Source organism: Paenibacillus sp. FSL W8-0439, from assembly GCF_038008995.1.
Lineage (GTDB): Bacteria > Bacillota > Bacilli > Paenibacillales > Paenibacillaceae > Paenibacillus > Paenibacillus polymyxa.
Genome location: NZ_JBBPAK010000001.1, coordinates 5022574 through 5041734, shown reverse-complemented (window position 1 = coordinate 5041734; position 19161 = coordinate 5022574). Strand labels below are relative to the sequence as shown.

Genomic DNA, 19161 nt, shown 5'->3' with positions numbered 1-19161 from the left:
ATGGAGCAGGACAACAATTACCCGCTGTTTGTTCAAGTTAAAACCAAAGCGGAAGAAGACACGTTCGTAAAAATTTATTCTGACTTATGCTTGGAACGCGGAGTTACCTTCGAACCGAAAGAATCGAAAAATTGTATTCGCTTTCTAATGGTGGATGAGAATAATGACAGCATCGGTACCATTGAAGTGTTGCCGTACATTCCAAAAGAGGAAACGAACCTGGAATATTATTATCCGTTCGCGGACCATCCTTCAGTGAAAAATATACAAGAGCGTTCTACGGTATTCGAGCTCGGCAAGATGGCGATCACTGAAAATAAACGAAATCAGGGCTTTCTTTCGAAGTTCGTCGATTTTATGTTCAGATTTTCAAAAAAGTACAAAGTCGACTATTTTGTTTGCGCTATGAATGTCGAGATTTATCGAATTCTACTGCTCAAGCATAAAATCGTTTTTGAGAAGCTGGATAAGAAAATTAACTTCGGTCAATATGGCACCTATCCGGTCATCATTGATATGAAAGCATCGAGCGAAAGAAGCTCGAATTAAGATCGTAAAAACGGTAGAGGAGCAGGTATTCCATGTCTCTAATCATCAAGCTGAAATGGTTTATTAAACAACGATGGATCCATTATTTAATCGGCGTCTCGCTATTAATCATCGCTAATCTAGCGTTTCTGATCCCGCCCAGATTTATTGGCAAAACAATAGATCAAATTCGCAGCGAAACCTTTACGGCCGATAAGTTAAGCAATTCCGTTATTTTACTTGCAACGTTGTCTTGCAGTCTATATGTTATTATTTTCTTTTATCACTATTTGCTGTTTGGAAATGCGATTCAATTAGAGAAGTTGCTTAAAGGCCGCCTAATGAGACACCTGACCCAAATGACGCCTTCCTTTTTCCAGCGAAACCGCACGGGAGAATTAATGGCGCTTGTCAATAATGATATACCATTTATTGCAAACATCGCCGGTGGTGGTGTAATGACACTGGTGTTCACGTTTATCGGGACGGTTATCGTTTTTGTCGCAATGATTGTGTATGTTGATTATAAGTTAATGCTAGCATCGTTGCTGCCCCTGCCTCTACTGGCTTATACGGTAAGTAAGCTGGGCGTTGTCGTTCGAAGACGATTCAAGGATGTCCAGGAAGCCTTTGGTCATATGAATCAGCATGTGATTGAGTCGATTTCCGGTCTGCGCGTCCTTCGTTCCTATGTGCAAGAGCGAAAAGATATTGAGGCCTTTGAACGTGTAACAGACGATGTGATGAAGAAAAACATGAAGGCAGCTTTTACGAACACGTTGATTCAACCCGTTATTATGACTGTGGTTGGATTTAGTTATGTCATCGGCAACGGTTATGGCTCCTATCTCGTATTTCATAATCAGATTACGTTAGGTCAATTGATAACTTTTAACATGTTTTTGGGGTTAATCATTTGGCCTATGGTTTATTTCGGGGAATTCGTCAATATGCTCAAGCAAGGAAGCGCCTCATTAGAAAGGTTGGAGCAGTCTATGGAGCAGCAGCCGGATGTAGTGGACGCTAATGAGCTGGTACCGGTAAGCGTGCCGACAAGTATCGAGATGAAGCAATTAACGTTTCGTTACCCGGGGGCTTCCAGCGACAGCTTGAGAAACGTTTCCTTCCGCATTGAGCAGGGGCAGACGCTCGGGATTGTAGGTCGGACGGGAAGTGGAAAAAGTACGCTGTTAAAGCAATTGCTTAGACAATATATTATCGAGCCGCAGCGACTGTTTATTTCTGATGTACCGATCGAGCAGGTCGCTCTGGACCGGGTGCGCAGTTGGATCGGTTATGTACCGCAAGATCATTTATTATTGTCCAAGAGTATTCGGGATAATATTGCGATGGGCAATCCCGAAGCCACTGATGACGAGGTTCTACGCGCGATCGAGCTGTCCTGCCTGAAGGAAGATATCGAACAAATGAGCGAAGGCTGGGATACGATTATAGGCGAAAGCGGCATTATGCTGTCCGGCGGTCAAAAACAACGAATGGCCATTGCGCGGGCGTTGCTCATCAATCCTGAAATTTTGATTTTAGACGATGTCTTATCCGCAGTAGATGCAAAAACGGAAAGCCTAATCTTAAAAAACATTCGGCAGCAAACGGCCGGCAGAACAACATTTATTACGGCGCATCGACTGTCTGCGGTAAGTCACGCCCATTGGATTGTTGTGCTGGATCAAGGGCAGATCATTGAAGAAGGAACGCATGAGCAGTTGTTGTATCGCAATGGTTGGTATAAAGAGCAGTATGAACGCCAACAAATGGAGGCTTTGAGTGAAGGAAAGGAAGCGCTATGATGATAAAAAAACCTTCCGTCTTGCGAAGATTGACTAGCTATATTTTATTGTTCAGAAAAAAAATGATATTCGCTTTAATTATTTTGCTTATCGCTGTGGCGGCTCAGCTTAGCGGGCCTTATATTACTAAGATGGTTATCGACCGGCATATTAGCTCGATTGTCGAATTGGACTGGTACGAAGCTGGCAATGCAGAAGTGCCGGAAGGGACCCAATATGTAGATTTTCACGATAAAGCCTATATAAGAGCGGATTGGATCGCTACGGATCAGCTGAATCCCGAGTGGACGAAGGTGCAACTTAAACAACAGGATAATACACTTGTTATAACAGCTGCGAATGCTGCTGAAGAAATAAAGCTATCGTCTAATGATGTGGTTACATTCTATAAACATGATGTGAATCCTGTCATACAACTGATAGGACTCTATGCTAGCTTACTGATTGTCGGTGGCTACCTCAGTTTTGTAAGCGGGTACATGATGCAATCTATAGCCTTGCGCGTTGTTCGTAAAATAAGGATAGATGCAATGAAGCATGTTCATCGGATACCCGTTCGCTACTTCGACAATACGCCTGTAGGACAGGTTGTCACAAGGATTACGAACGATACCGAATCGATCAAAGACTTGTTTATGAGCTTTATGAACAATTTCGTTGTTAACGGCGTAAACCTTGTTTGTATCTATACGCTTATGTTCATGCTGGACAAGACGTTGGCTGCACTCTGCTTAATATTCCTTCCGCTGTTCTTTGTTTTAATGAGGCTTCATTTCAAGTTTTCCAAGGGATATTTTCAAGTCATCAGAGAACGTTTGAGCCAAACGAATGCCATGATTAACGAATCTATTTTAGTCATGCCTATCATTAAAGCATTTCGTCGAGAGAAAGAACGTGTAGATGAATTCGAGAAATTGACGCAGGACAGCTACGTTCATCAAATGAAACAGCTTCGGATTTCCAGCATTTTATCTCAAAATATAACGAACTTTATCGGGGCATTAGCTGTAGTTGCATTGCTGTGGTACTTTGGTAACGCTTCATTGCACACGGCTATCTCATTTGGCGTTTTATATGCGTTTGTTGATTATCTTGGACGGCTATTTGCTCCTATCAACGGTATTTTTGAACAGCTTACAAGTGTTCAGCGTTCGTTAGTATCCGCAGAACGCGTATTTAAGTTTATCGATGAAGACGGGATTGACATGGGAGCTGTTGAAGAGTTCGTCAGACCGGAGGGGCATGTCGCCTTCAATCATGTTTCCTTTGCTTATAAAGAGGAAGAGTACGTATTAAAGGACATTTCTTTCGAAGTGAAAAAAGGACAAACAATTGCAATTGTAGGGCATACAGGATCAGGCAAAAGCTCGATTATGAATTTGCTTCTAGGCTTCTATGAACCGAACAAAGGCTCGATTACGATCGATGGCCGGGATATTGCAAGCATGTCCAAGCAAGAGCTGCGGAAGCATATGGGTATTGTCCTTCAGGATCCTTTTTTATTCGCAGGCGATATTAAGTTTAACGTAAGTCTTTACAATGAAGGTATTGATCTTGAGAGAGTAAAACAAGTGATTCGGGAGGTGGGGGCTGAGGGTTTTGTGAATGGCCTGCCGAACAGTTACGACGAAGAGGTTATTGAACGAGGCAGCACGCTTTCTAACGGGCAGCGTCAACTAATCTCTTTTGCAAGGGCACTGGCTTTTAATCCGGCTATATTGTTATTGGATGAAGCGACAGCAAATATCGATAGTGAAACCGAAGCGATTATTCAAAAGGCACTAAAGGTTTTAGTTAAAAATAGAACGATGTTTATTATCGCGCACCGGCTTTCCACAATCCGTCAAGCGGACTGCATTCTGGTTATGCATAAGGGTGAGATTATAGAGAGAGGAAACCATGACGAACTGATGAGCTTGAATGGCAGATACGCCAATATGGTTAAGCTGCAGGAGAACTCCTTATCCTTGAACAAAAATTCCGAGTATGCAGTCCTTCCAAATTAATTCATATTTACGTGTGAGTCCCTTGAAGCCTTCAAGGGGTTTTTATCATATCGAAAAGGAATGATTTAAGATGACACCTAATACGATTCAATCGCGCTTATTCAAATCTTTCGATGAGCATAGTGAGCGGAACGCCCTAGAGTATCGAGGCCAAGTATTAAGCTATGCCGAGCTGGAGGAGAGGTCCAATGTAATCGCACATGCATTGCTGGCGAAAGGCTTGGAAAGAGGGACGTTTGTCAGTATTTTCATGCATGATAAAATTCAATTGATCTGCTCCGTTGTAGGGATAGTCAAATCCGGCTGCGTATTTATGCCTATAGATGTTACATATCCAAGAGAAAGAATTAAAGTTATGCTTTCGACCACCGAGACCAAATACATTCTAACAGATGACCCGCTGGCGTCCTTTTCCGATATTTATGAAGGCTGGACCGAGGAGCTTGACATTATTCATGTCGATACACAGGCTAATGAATTCAATGGCAAGGTAAGGCCAGAACAGTCTTACGGACCTAATGATAAAACGTATGTATTCTTTACTTCAGGCTCCACGGGTAACCCTAAAGCAGTAGTAGGACGGAACGAGAGTCTGCTGCACTTTATTGAATGGGAAATCGAAGAATTCGGTATTACACAAGACGCGAGAGTCAGCCAGTTCACTTCTCCATGCCACAATCCGCTGCTTAGAGATATCTTTGTCCCACTGTTGTCGGGCGGAGCCATATGCATACCTGAAAGTAAAGAAATGATGCTGGAAAGCAACAGTCTTATGGAATGGATCGAAAGCTCCAGGGTGTCCTTGATCCATTGTACGCCGAGTCTATTCAAGCTTATCAACGGGAAGTCGCTGACGAGCGATCGTTATCCACAGTTGCAGTACGTCTTGCTTGCAGGGGAGAGGAGCGTACCGAAAGATATTGTTAGCTGGTACGAAATCATGGATGAACGAGTCCAACTGGTGAGCTTGTACGGACAAACAGAAACGACATTAGCCAAAGTATTTCACCGCATTAAGCCTGAAGATGTAGTTAAACCCAATATACCAATCGGAAAGCCGATTTCTGGAGCAAGGGTAGCTATATTGAATGAGGATTTGCAGCTTTGTGCTCAAGGCGTTACTGGCGAAATCTATATTCGTACCCCGTATAGAAGCTTGGGCTATTACAATAATGATGAGTTGAATAAGGAAAGGTTTATTCCTAATCCGTTCAATAACGATCCGACAGATATTATTTATCGTACGGGTGATCTCGGTCGGGTATTGGAGGATGGAAACATTGAATTTCTTGGCCGGGTCGATCGCCAGATCAAAATCAGGGGCTTCCGGGTCGAACTGAATGAAGTAGAGAATACGCTATTGCTCCATCCTAAAGTTAAAGAAGCAGCCATTATTGCCAAACAAAACGATCAAGGAACTACGTATATTTGTGCCTATGTTGTACTGAATGTTCTTAATGGTGTGATTGAACCGCAAGAGCAGGTAAATCATGAATTCCGTCAGTTCATTGCATTGAAATTGCCTGACTATATGGTGCCACAATATTTTATTGCGATCGATCAACTGCCGATGAGTCTGAACGGGAAGCTTGACTATAAAGCACTCCCGGAACCGGAGCAGCAGCGCTATATTGCACCGGCAGACGAGATCGAAAGCAGATTGGCCGAGTTATGGTGCGAAATATTAGGGCTCAAGCAAGTTGGTAGAATGAACAGGTTTCTGGAAAGCGGAGGCCATTCTCTCAATGTCATTTCGTTAGTATACAAAGTATATCAAGAATATAATGTAGAGCTTCCGCTAGCCGAAATTTTTAAAAATATTACATTGGCGGAGCTTGCCGACTATATTAGAGGCGCCAATAGCAGCTCTGACAGCACCCATATTGAGCCTGCGGCAGAACGGGAATTTTACCCGCAATCATCCGCTCAGAGACGTATGTTCCTGTTGAACCAGCTTCAACGAAACACGACGTCTTATAACATTCCGGTTGTGCTGAGTCTGCAAGGAAAAGTCGACAAGCAGCGCTTGGAGAATGTGATCGGGGTCTTAGTGGACCGACACGAGTTGTTACGCACTACATTTGAAGTCCACAACAATGAAACGGTACAAAAAATTAATAACGATATTAAATTCACACTGAAAAGTACAACTGCGCACGCCGGGGAGATCGAGCAGCGAATCGAGCAATTTGTTCAGCCTTTTGATTTAAGTCTTGCTCCGCTATTCCGGGCAGAGCTGATTCAATTGGCCGAGGATCAATATATCCTGATGATAGATATGCATCATATTATTTCGGATGGCGTAACGGTTACAATCATGGTTCGTGAATTCATGGAGCTCTATCGGGGCAACCAGCTGTCCCCGCTGAATGTGCAATACAAAGATTATGCCGTGTGGCAGCAAGAACAAATGGGCACGGATTCGATAAATAAGCAGGAGCAGTATTGGCTGCAAGTGTTCGAGGGAGAAATTCCGGTACTGAAACTAGCGACCGATTACCCTCGACCGGAAGTACAAACGTTCGAAGGAAGCCGCTTGAGCTTTACGGCGGATGCCCGCATGGCACGGAAAGTGAAAGAAATTGCCGAGCGGACAGACAGTACGCTATATATGGTTCTGCTGGCGGCGTACAACATCATGCTCTCCAAATATTCCGGACAAAACGATATAGTAGTAGGGTCGCCTATTGCGGGAAGAGTTCATGCCGATGTCCTAAATATGACCGGCTTGTTTGTAAATACGCTTGCCATGAGAAATGCGCCTGAAGGAACTAAAACGTTCTTGTCCTTTTTGCAAGAGGTTAGGAAAGGTGCCTTGGCGGCCTATGAGAATCAGGCATATCCGTTCGAGGAGCTAGTCGAGAAGCTGCAAGTGAGAAGGGATATTAACCGAAATCCATTATTCGATACGATGTTTGTATTGCAGAATATGGAGATGGAGAAATTGCAACTGGACGAGCTGGATATTCAAGCTTATCCATTTGAATCGAAGATCGCCAAGTTTGATTTGACGCTGGAAGCAGTAGAGTTGGAAGAAGGAATCGAGTTCCAACTGGAATACAACACGAATCTATTCAAAGCGCAAACGATTACCAGAATGAGCGATCATTTTATTCACATTTTGGAGGCAATAACGCTCAAACCAGAGCAATCGCTGCGCGAAATCGAAATGATTACAGAGGAAGAAAAACGGCAAATCAGAGAAGCGTTCAATGCTACTAAGGCCGAGTTTCCGAAGGATAAAACGATTCAATCCCTATTCGAAGACCAGGTGTGCAACACACCGGATCGAATAGCGCTTGAACATAAAGGGAAGCAGCTGACTTATCAGGAGCTCAATGAGCGGGCCAACCAATTGGCTAGAACGCTGCGGTCCAGAGGTGTAAAACAAGATCAAATCGTAGCGATCATGATGGACAGATCGTTGGAAATGGTAATTAGCATTCTGGCCGTTCTTAAGGCGGGCGGGGCATACCTGCCTATCGATCCAAGCCTTCCGACAGATCGTATTCAATACATGCTGCGGGACTGCGGAACATCGATATTAATGACAGCAGCCAGCAAGCAAGGCAGCATCGATTTTACCGAGGAGTGGATAGATGTAGATGACGAGGCCTCTTTCCATTCCGACAATTCTAACTTGAGCAATAGTAATGATGCTGCTGATTTAGTCTATGTCATCTATACTTCAGGCTCGACGGGGAATCCAAAAGGAGTACTGATCGAAAACCGAGGGCTAGTCAATTATATTAGCTGGGCGCACAAAGAATATATCAGCAGTTCCTCCGAAGTGTTTGCGCTATATTCATCGATAGGGTTCGATCTTACCGTCACTTCTATTTTTACACCGTTAATAAGTGGCAACCAGATCGTTATTTATGAAGACGACGGAGAAGAGTTTATTCTGAATACGATTCTGCGGGACAACAAAGTTAACATTATCAAATTGACGCCTTCGCATTTGAAATTATTGAAGGATATGAAGCATGCCAATACTTCGGTTAGCAAGCTTATTGTCGGCGGCGAAGACCTAAAGGTTGATTTGGCGAAAAGTACCAACAAAGCGTTTAATAACCGTCTGAAAATATTCAATGAGTACGGACCAACCGAAACGGTCGTCGGATGCATGATTCACAAATATAATCAGTCGGAGGATACCGGTGTTTCCGTTCCGATAGGAAGACCAATCGATAATACCAGCATATACATTGTTGATTCTAACAATCACTTTATGCCGGTGGGAGCGATCGGCGAGATCTGCATATCGGGAGCCGGTGTTGCAAGAGGTTATTTGAACCGGCCGGAGCTTACAGCAGAGAAATTCGTGTCGAACAGCTATGCATCAGAAGGGGTTATGTATAAAACAGGCGACCTGGGAAGATGGCTTTCGGATGGAAGCATCGAATATTTGGGCCGAATCGATGATCAGGTCAAGATTAGAGGTTACCGTATTGAGTTTGGCGAGATCGAAGCTGCTCTGCAGAAGTACCCGGGAGTAAAGGAAGCAGCAGTCCTTGCACAAGAAGATTCGTCAGGGGATAAATCTTTGGTCGCTTATTTGGTATGCGAGGAAATCAATATAGCGGAAATCAGAAGCTTCCTCGGCAAAGAATTACCTGATTATATGATCCCGTCACACTATGCCCATCTGGAAGCCTTGCCGTTGACATCGAACGGCAAGCTCGACCAAAAGGCGTTATCAGGCTATTCCTATGTACCATTCAAAAGCGCCGATAAAGCAGAGCCTGTTAATGAGATGCAACAGATTATATTGGACATTTGGGAAAATATTTTGGATGCGCAAGGAATCGGAATAGATGACGACTTCTTTGAACTAGGCGGCAATTCACTGCTTGCATTTAAAGTGGAGATGGAATTGGAAGATCATATAGGAGATCTGATGGAGCAGGAAGATATTTCAATCTCTTATCTCATTTATAAATTAAAGACAATAAGGAAGCTGGAAGTGCATTTGACGGCACTACAAGAAAGTGAGCTTACCTTGAACCGCTAATAGGCAGCAATAGAGCGTAAGTGAAACAATCAGCGAGGAGTGAGCGAACTTGTCGAGTGTGAATTTGGATCATTTATATCCGCTGACGCATGCTCAAAAACGAATTTGGTATATCGAAAAAATATATCAAGGAACAGCCGTACACAATATTGGCGGGACTGTGCGCATAAAAGGGAAGATTGATCCAGGTATTCTCGAAAAAGCGATACATTGTTTTGTGCAAGGCCATGAAGGCTTAAGAATGCAGGTTACGGAAAGCGATGGGGAAGTGTATCAGAGGCTCAACGGATATGCAGGAACTAAAATCGATTTTTTCGATTTTAGTTCCCTGGATAACGCTTGCGATGAATATGACCGCTGGTTACGAAACAAAGTAAGCCAGCCATTTGTATTAACCAACACCCCATTATACTATTTTGCAATGTTAAAGTTCAGCGATAACGAATACGGATACTTTATAATAGCCCATCATATCGTATCTGACGGTTGGTCAATGGGGATTCTTATTGAACAGATATCAGACAATTATGCGAAATTGTCCAATAACGAATCCATTGCGATTAATCCAGACTTCTCCTATCTTGATTACATCGGATGGGAGAAGGATTACCTTGCTTCTAAAAGAATGGAAAAGGATAAAGGCTACTGGAAAAGCAAGTTTGCAAGTCTTCCCGATCATTTGGCGGCTGCTTCCGATGATCTTGCCGGCGCAAGAAAATCGTTCAAGCTTTCGGAAGAGCTAACTTTTGCCGTAAATCGTTTCTGTGCTGAGAATCAAGTGTCGTTAAACTCTTTTTTCTCCGGGGCCTATGCGCTATACATGTATAAATTGAACAATCAACAAGATATTATTATAGGGAATCCGGTATCCAACCGAGTCCACAGAAAATATAAAACCACCTTCGGCATGTTTACCAGTACGATGCCATTGCGTATAGGAATCGAAGAGAATACGACTTGTCGAGCCTTTATACAGAACGTCCATAAAGAGTTATTTCATTGCTTCCAGCATCAAAAGTATCCCTTCAATCAGCTAGTTAAGGATTTGGAACTAAGTAAAAGGGGATATAGTGATTTATTTAACATCTGCGTCAACTTCTACAACACGAAACCAAATCGTAATATTGCAGGTTGCTCAGTAGAGCTCGAGGAATTTCATAATGGCGAGCAAATATACTCGTTACAATTCATCATTAAAGAATGGTCGGGCTCGGAACAAATCGAGTTTCATATCGACTATAAGAGCAAGGAATATCAGGAGCGTGAGATAGACAAGCTATACGGAAGAATGCTGCTCATGATCGAGCAGATCGTAGAACGTCCTTCTGAATATTTAAGCAAGCTAAGCATCATGACTCGCGTCGAACAACAGTTGATTCAGCAAGTAAATGAGCGAGTAGCGCAATATACAATAAAAGATACGATCATCGGCTTGTTTGAGCAACAAGTCAATCAAACTCCGGATCATATTGCACTAAGCTTTGAAAACGAGAATGTCAGCTACAACGTTTTAAATGAAAAGGCTAATCAAATAGCTAATCTTCTTGTATCAAAGGGCGCCAAGCCCAATAGCATTATCGGCGTCATGTGCTATCATTCCGTCGAAGTTGTTGCGGCTATATTAGGTATATTGAAAATCGGGGCAGCCTATCTGCCCCTCAATGAAGATTATCCGATTGAACGAATGAATTACATTTTTGAGGACTCGCAAACGAGTTTTATATTGACTAATGTAACCCCGCAGGAACATATCAAATTCAAAGGTACGTATATTCGTCTGCTGCAAAATGATGAGATCGCACGTAGCAGCACGGTATTTCAATCCGTACAATCTTCCTTAGAGGATTTGGTCTATGTCATTTATACGTCGGGCTCAACGGGCAATCCTAAAGGCGTTCAAATCGAGAACAAAGGATTAGTCAATTATATTAGCTGGGCCAGCGAACAATATATCAGCAGTTCTGATGAAACGTTCGCGCTATATTCGTCGTTAGGCTTCGATCTTACGGTAACCTCTATTTTCACCCCATTGATAACAGGGAATTCTATCATTATCTATAAAGACGATGGAGATGAATTCGTACTTTATAAGGTAATGCGTGAGAACAGGGCTAATATCGTAAAACTGACGCCAGCTCACCTAAGGCTGCTGAAGGACACGGGCATAAAGAACACGTCCATTAAAAAGCTTATAGTAGGCGGCGAAGATTTAAAGGCTGAGCTAGCAAGAGATATTACCGAATTATTCAATAATAAAGTCGATATATTTAATGAATATGGTCCTACGGAAGCAACGGTAGGATGCATGATTTACAAGTTTGACAAGCTAAATGATACTGTGGGTTCAGTTCCAATTGGCGTGCCTATCGATAATTCGCAACTCTATATTCTGGATGCGAATCTTAATCCCGTGCCCGTAGGTACTGAAGGGGAATTATTCATTGCGGGAGAAGGGCTTGCAAGGGGGTACCTGAATCGGCCGGACACGACTTCGAGAAGCTTCCTTGATAATCCCTTCTCGAAGGGAACGCGTTTATATCGATCGGGAGACGCAGCTAGACTCAATGAATCGGGCATTATGGAATACTTGGGTCGGATCGACCAGCAAGTTAAGATAAAAGGCTTCCGCATTGAGCTAGGAGACATCGAGTCAAATATAAGATCACATAGCTCCGTTAATGATGCCGTTGTAATAGATTGGGAAGATAGCATGGGCTCCAAAGCATTGTATGCGTTTATTGTTCCAGACAGCAATTTCAGCGAACGGCGCTTACGCGAGGAATTGGCCCGACTATTACCAGCGTATATGATACCTTCATATTATTATGCTGTCGATCAAATACCATTAAGTATTAATGGGAAAGTTGATAAAAAGGCATTGATCGAGTATATGAGCTTATCCAATCGAATGGAATCGCAATATGAAGAAGATCTGTCATTGACGGAAACTGGACATAAAATTTTGCATATTTATCGGGATATTTTAGGCAGGCCGAATCTTGAATTGGACGATGATTTTTTAGTGTTTGGCGGAGATTCGATTAAAGCGATCCAAATCGCCAATCGTCTTGAGCAGATCGGGCTGAAAATCAAAGTCAAGGATATTCTTAATGTGCCCGTCATTAGAAACCAGATCGATAGAATGGATGATGCGGCGGAGGGCGCCATCATACAGCAAACATCCCATCATGGTGTGATTAAGCCCACTCCAATCTATCAGTGGTTCTTTAATAAACAATTAACGAATCGCGAGCACTGGAATCAGTCCGTCCTGTTAACGTTAAATGTTGATCTAAGCAATGAACAATGGAATAAACTATTATTTACCTTAATTGTTCATCACGATACGTTGAGAATCAACCTGAATGATGAAGGAAGTATGATCTACAATGATGCTTATCTGGAGGACCGTGCATTTGCAATTTCAAGCTTTGATCTAACGGAATTATCAATAGAAGAGCAGCAAAACAGCATAGCGACGATAGGCAATAAGCTGAAATCCTCCTTCAACCTGCAGTCTGGGCTGCTGTTCAAAGCAGGTATTATTCAAATGGGCGGCAAACAAAAGGATGTCCTGCTTTTAACCGCCCATCATCTGCTGGTGGATGGCATATCGTGGAGAATCATTCTGGAGGATATTCATACATTGATCGGCCAGACGATTGCCCAAGAGCAGCTGAAATTACCTTCCAAAACAAGCTCAATGCAGAATTGGTCAGAGAAGCTGTATGAGTATGGCATGACCTCGTTCAAGGAAATGAAATATTGGGACAAAATTGAGAACAGCTCATTTGAATTTCAGGTGGATCATAATGGTGGAGTAAATACGTATGGGAACCTTGCAAAACATATCATTAAATTAGATGAAGCTGAAACGGAATTCCTTCTGGGTAAGGCTAATCAAATCTACGGAACCGACCCTGGCGACTTGTTGATTATTGCATTGGCATTTGCATTACAACAACATACGAACCAGAACGAAATATTGCTAGAGGCTGAGAGTCACGGAAGAGAGCACATTGATGAGGCTGTAAATGTCTCAAGAACAGTCGGATGGTTTACTAGCCTATATCCAATACGGTTAGTTATGGAACAAAAGAATCTATCCGATCAAATCAAATCGCTCAAACAACAATTGCATGAGGTTCCTCACAAAGGCATTGGTTATGGAATCAATAAGTATATTCTCCGAAAACTTCCGATTGCGGAGAAGAAGAGAATAAGGTTCAATTATCTCGGAGAACTGGACAATATACAATCTCATCACTATTTCTTGCTCTCGGACGAACCATCGGGCGATGAGATAAGCAGAAACAATGATGTCGATTTCCTGATTGATATTATAGCCTTTGTTAAGAATAAAGAAGCATCTATTATTGTTCAGTATAGTACGGACTGGTTGAAAGAAAGTACTGTAACTCAGCTTATGGATGGTTATATGTCGCATATTCGTTCTCTGCTCGATCATTGCTTGAACAAAGAAGACCGCGAATTTACACCTTCGGACTTTGATCTTGTTGACGTGTCTCTAATGGAGCTTGATCAATTATTTAAATAGGAAGTAACAGTAATTGCCTCTGGAATGCAAAAGTGAGGCAATTACTGTTTTTAACCGGAAGTTAGGATCTAACTCTTCATGATAAAATTAGTTGTAAATGGTAAAAAAGGTATTATACGGATAATATTATATTGCCAATAAAATAAGTCGCGGCTATCGAAGGGGTAACTTCATAGTGCATTTCAATTATCGATTTTGGGGTGCAAGAAGGAAACACGAAACTGTTTTTCTACTAATTAATTACAGTTGGTTTCCGAGAAAGGGTATTATGATTACCCGGTAACATTCTATTTACCTGACTATCAGGGGGATAATTGGAGTATCTTGACCCCATGGTTCGATTATAATGTTGTGACAAGAAATTTTCTGATAAAAAACTCTATTGATATTCAGACACTGATTGAGCAAGCTTTGTTTAATAAACAGTACATTTATTTATATGTGAATGAGAAATTTATTCCAGGAGCTTCACCTGAAGCAGAGGGCAGAGACTATATAATCATCGGATTTTATTGCACGGATATATATAACGGACGAACGGAAGAAGTGTCCTTTTTAGGATATGACAACAAAAGAAACTTTAACGAAAGAACAATTAGATTCGAAATGTAAAGGGCATATTATCCACAATGCATTAGAAGGACTACTTGAGTCGGATGGGATTTGTTGCAAGAGGTGCAATGGGACTTTAGGAGAAAAAGCAGAAGCAAGTTTTACTAAGTTGTGTGCTCCAATAACAGAAAGTATGAATATTAAACACGAAATCGGAATGTGGATAACACAGTCCTGTGGATAAGTGGTATTTACATCCAAATTTTGGTGTGTATCAGTAGCTTGAGCCGGTATTGCATATCACAAACACAGGTTGTGAAGATTTCACCTCAATTCTAGAAAACCCAAAGAAGCCCTTTCTTTTACAGGGGAATGCTGTGCTTAGGTTTCGATATTGAGGAATATCCTGAGCATCTCTCTTCAATTGAAAAATTAAATTTCAAGAGAACATGTGCGGTTCAATGTGACAACTGCGGAAAAGTTATCGACAAGCAGGAATATGATACTTGACGACTAGATACCAAACCATGCAGGTGTCAGTACTACTGGTTTCTTCTGTGAAAAGAAGTGGCTAATTAATCGGATTTCGTGTTGCCATCGGTTTTACTGTTATATTCAATTTTGGAGCAGTTTTTGTAATGTTCCTCGATTTCATTTGTTAGACGGATATAAAAAATGATGTTGAAATAAATGCAAATCTACTGGTTTAGGCGAGTTTTTTATTTTGGATCAAGAAATCCCAAACTCCGAATTACTTGATAACAATATATCCTTTATTATTCCAGATTCCAGTGAACGCTTGGATAATATTTCATGTGAGGGTCAAAGAATATTCGTGAACTGACGAATCGAACCTGGTCCAATTCCATGGAAGAACGAATGAATCGACTAAACCAGTATATGATGGGGTGGATCGGCTATTTCCATCTGGCGTTAGCGAAGAAGTATGTCCAAACGCTAGACCAGTGGATTCGGAGAAGACTGCGAATGTGTCTGTGGAAACAATGGAAACGAGTACGCACACGAATCCGCGAACTTCGGGCGCTTGGGGTTCCAGAGTGGGCTTGTTTTAGAATGGCTAACTCGCGGCGAGACGCATGGGAAATGTCCCGGAACACGAATAATGCCCTTCCCCTTCCTACTGGGAAGCGAAAGGGCTGAAAAGCTTGCTCTCACGTTATCTGGAACTTTGTTAACCTTTTGGAACCGCCGTACCAAACAAACCTTTGGTATAGCTTGGTAAACTAGAGATCCATTCCTGTAGTTGACAAAAAACATCTGTTTTGTTCTTCTTAGTTATGGCCTCTGACATTTCAAGAAATAAACTCATGAGTTGCTGAAACGCGGTCTGGAAGTCTAGATCGCGGACCTCATCAGCAAAGAGAAAAAAGAGTCTCTCCATATTTCATTGCCCCTGCGTTGTACATTCTTTACTCGAAGGCCTGCAACTGTTGGTGGAGGTTTTGGAATGTTGTATGCAGATATCATACTTCGTATACTTCATATATGTTATTTATTGTTCTTTTTTTAATTGCTTTCTGAATTTTCTCATACGTTTCTTTTGATGTGTTTCCATTAAGTCCGAGTGGGGTATCCACAACCGGAATCACAACATCAATACCGAGTCCTTCACCAACCTTCTTTCGATATTCCTCATAACTTGTGTGTTTAATCAATTCGTAAAAATTTTTTTGAGAACTATGTGTTGATTCAAATATAAAAGTATCCGTTTTGGTTTCTCGAAGAATAGCAGGGCATTATGAGTAATCGCACTCTGACACTTTTTCACCCTTACCTAATGATTTTTTAATGTAGCGTTCAATGTCACAAATTATATATACATGGATTTTTCTGTTTGTTATAAAGTATTGGGCCCATGATTTTGACACGCCTAGGAACAGACTGTTGCTACACGATGTCAAGACAGTGAATTTGATTTCTTCAAGGTGTGAAAATAATTACAAAACAAGCACCCACTGAGAAACAGGTGGTGGTCAAAGCCCAAGCGAAGGCGTGGGAGGGGAACGAAGTTCCCTCAATTACTCACTTGTGGATAAGAACAGAACCTGACGATTATACACCGCTGCATGTGTAAAGTCCTTCAGGGATTGTGCGGAAAGTAGTGATTGTCAAAGTGGATGTATTGCCCCCTGCTGTTTCTCGCGAGGACTACTGTACTCAAACGCTCGCTTCATCATCTCCAGAACGAAGCCGATCTCCAAACTTTGACCAACTGCCAGTCCATCGATATAGGGAGAATAGCAGTCCGTGACGGTGTAGAGAAACTCCAGCCCTGAGTCATACGGATATAGGTAATATCCACACTCCAGACCTGATTGGGCGTAGTGATGGGTAACTTCGGCAGTAGGTTGGGAAAGACGCGGTGCTGCAGGTCGCGTTTGCTGAGATTCGGTCCAGGATAGACCACCATGATGACCATTTCCCGCATATACATTATGGGGCGATCAATAACTGTCAAAGAAATTGTAGAAGGGGTTTCCAATATTTTCTATATGTAACTTTCTGATGGTTCCACACTTTCTTGTTTCTGTGTTTATCACTTGCCGCTTTAAACCCAATAAAATCAATAAAATCCATTCCACAGTTTTATTTCATCTGACATTTTTGTTTGATGATAAAAATGTGTGGAACCAGTGAAAAAAGCCTGGAACTAGCCATTTTACAAACATCAATAAAGATCCCGATGATATATCGGGATCTTTATTAGCTTAGGAGGGCAATTATGTCTACAATAGGCCAACGAATTCGAACTATTAGAAAAACAAACAACTTAAATCAAATAAAGTTTGCAAATATAATTGGAATTTCTCAAGGAACGTTGAGTGAGCTGGAGCAAGATAAATACAGACCCTCTCTTGATATAATTATAGCAATTAAAGAAAACTTCAATTCCCATATAGAGTGGTTAATCTTTGGAGATACGCCTATATCAAAGAACACTATTTTTAATTTAGCCATTGAAGCTCAGGAATTAGAACTTATTTCTTTGTTTCGGGGACTTACTAAAGAAGATAGAGATGAAATTATTGATTTTATAAAACTGAAGATTGTTCGATACTAATCTTTCAGGGGAGTTCCTTAATAATATGTCTTAGAAATACTCATTTAAATTTTGGTATATAAAAGTCACGAATTATCCGCATACCGATTAGATTCAAATCTTCTTGTTCTAATACCTGCCCATTTAATTCAATTCGAAAACCAGAATTTAGAAATGTTAAAAAATCAAAGAATTTTTTGATTTTCTCGTTATTAAGGTCCGAATGAATTGTATCAATTGAGTCCACACAGTAGGGGAAGAGCATTTGATTAGCAATACAGGGTAAATAATCGGTTGTAACATCAAAAACCTCTGCTAAAGATATTAAATGATTAATTTCAGGCCGTGCTACATTTCGCTCTCCATTAGAAACAACCTGTTTAGTTACCCCGATTTATTAGCAAGTTCCTCTTGTGTCCAATTATGGAGTAGTCTTAAATTTCCACATCGCTGTCCCAAAATATTCATGAGTTCACCTCTATTGAGAATATCAAATAGGTTTTAACCCGACCCATATGCTTACTAATTATGCCTACTTAATAGCCCATATTATAGCTTATTCATACCCTATGAGTAGCCTATGAATAGGCTACGAAGTAAAATATAGCTAAAAAATATTACTTTGCTATTGTATAAAGCTGTAAGTTGTTATATTCTACATTTGTATTTTGAAGTAAACCTAAAATATATCTTAGGAGTAGATCTATAGCATCTATTCAACGGAAAACCAAAGAAGGAAGAGGTCAAGGCCACTTTTCGGAATATAAACCTTGGTTGACTGTACATGATGTACCTTCAATAGGGATAGTTACTCGAATTCTTGGTTGGAAAAGTGGTCGACTTCACCATTATCTGTCTAAACACTTTGAATTGACACATCATTACCAAATGGAGTGGTCAGAGCAAGTGATTGATATTCGCGAACAATTCCTTTATTACCCCTAGATAAAACCCTCTATATTGCACAAAAGTTAGGCATTAAACATCCAACTGACCCCAAGAATAAGCTTCCCATCATTATGAATACAGATATGTTACTTACAATAAAACAAGAAGAAAGTATAAAATTTATTGCATATTTTTTGCGAAAGTTACAAGAGAAGAAGATGAATTATTTGGTTTACCAAGTGGGTACTGCATGCAAATCGTGAAATATTTAATAGCGAAGCGCTATTGGGTAGTGGATATGACTCATCTAATACAGCCTACTCTACAATCCATGATTATTTTAGAAAATGGCTTCCCATCGGGAGGTATCTCTTTTATCTGACGGAAGATACCTTGCGGGATTTTTCGCGGATTTTCCAGCAGAATATCTAGCTGACATCCAGTCACGTTTTCAGCTAGGCTTCCAGAAATTTGTTAGGTAATCATGTTAAGTTATCGCAAAGTGCAAGGATTCGGAGCACTGGCAGAGAATATCTACAGGGAAGATCTCCCAAATCGGCCGGCACCCCGTCTGAATGTCGACATTCGTCGAATTCCTCATTGATGGCAAACCATTCCCAGCGTTTCCTCTCCATTCGCTCTTTTTAGGCAAAATATTAACATCTTATGTTGGACAGACCAAATTTAACTGAAGTTTTACTATACATTCTTGGAAATTTTGATATAATTCTACATAGGTCAACTTT

The 19161-nt window shown here is 41.3% G+C and carries 6 protein-coding genes and 2 pseudogenes; 7 read left to right on the top strand and 1 reads right to left on the bottom strand.

The window, feature by feature from the left end; translation table 11 throughout:
- The 6 genes and pseudogenes from MKX36_RS21685 to MKX36_RS21660 form a co-directional block, all read left to right on the top strand.
- Entirely contained in the window at positions 1-549 is a 549-nt protein-coding gene (locus MKX36_RS21685; RefSeq protein ID WP_107735211.1) for a hypothetical protein, read from the top strand.
- 32 nt (positions 550-581) lie between these two features.
- On the top strand, positions 582-2336 hold the full coding sequence (locus tag MKX36_RS21680; protein WP_107735212.1) for an ABC transporter ATP-binding protein: 1755 nt from the start codon (positions 582-584) through the stop codon (positions 2334-2336).
- Complete coding sequence (locus MKX36_RS21675) at positions 2336-4342, top strand: ABC transporter ATP-binding protein (RefSeq protein ID WP_340865678.1); 2007 nt, start codon at positions 2336-2338, stop codon at positions 4340-4342. Before MKX36_RS21680 ends, MKX36_RS21675 begins: the two co-directional genes overlap by 1 nt.
- A 70-nt stretch (positions 4343-4412) precedes the next feature.
- Entirely contained in the window at positions 4413-9356 is a 4944-nt protein-coding gene (locus MKX36_RS21670) for a non-ribosomal peptide synthetase (RefSeq protein WP_290410571.1), read from the top strand.
- Between the two features lie 58 nt (positions 9357-9414).
- Entirely contained in the window at positions 9415-13914 is a 4500-nt protein-coding gene (locus tag MKX36_RS21665) for an amino acid adenylation domain-containing protein (protein WP_340866135.1), read from the top strand.
- 1377 nt (positions 13915-15291) lie between these two features.
- Positions 15292-15662, top strand: a pseudogene (locus tag MKX36_RS21660) (group II intron maturase-specific domain-containing protein); the annotation flags it as partial.
- On the opposite strand, the pseudogene MKX36_RS21655 reads toward MKX36_RS21660, so the two are convergent.
- Positions 15659-15859: pseudogene (locus MKX36_RS21655) on the bottom strand (IS4 family transposase); the annotation flags it as partial. The pseudogenes MKX36_RS21660 and MKX36_RS21655 sit on opposite strands and share 4 nt — an antisense overlap.
- Before the next feature lie 1350 nt (positions 15860-17209).
- Here MKX36_RS21655 and MKX36_RS21650 point away from each other — a divergent pair.
- On the top strand, positions 17210-17548 hold the full coding sequence (locus MKX36_RS21650; RefSeq protein ID WP_094153704.1) for a helix-turn-helix domain-containing protein: 339 nt from the start codon (positions 17210-17212) through the stop codon (positions 17546-17548).
- The last annotated feature ends 1613 nt before the right edge of the window (positions 17549-19161 follow it).

Bases quoted from the DNA above. Each gene is read 5' to 3' on its own strand.
- MKX36_RS21670 (WP_290410571.1), top strand. From the start codon at position 4,413: ATGACACCTAATACGATTCAATCGCGCTTATTCAAATCTTTCGATGAG.
- MKX36_RS21685 (WP_107735211.1), top strand. From the start codon at position 1: ATGGAGCAGGACAACAATTACCCGCTGTTTGTTCAAGTTAAAACCAAA.
- MKX36_RS21650 (WP_094153704.1), top strand. From the start codon at position 17,210: ATGTCTACAATAGGCCAACGAATTCGAACTATTAGAAAAACAAACAAC.
- MKX36_RS21680 (WP_107735212.1), top strand. From the start codon at position 582: ATGTCTCTAATCATCAAGCTGAAATGGTTTATTAAACAACGATGGATC.
- MKX36_RS21675 (WP_340865678.1), top strand. From the start codon at position 2,336: ATGATAAAAAAACCTTCCGTCTTGCGAAGATTGACTAGCTATATTTTA.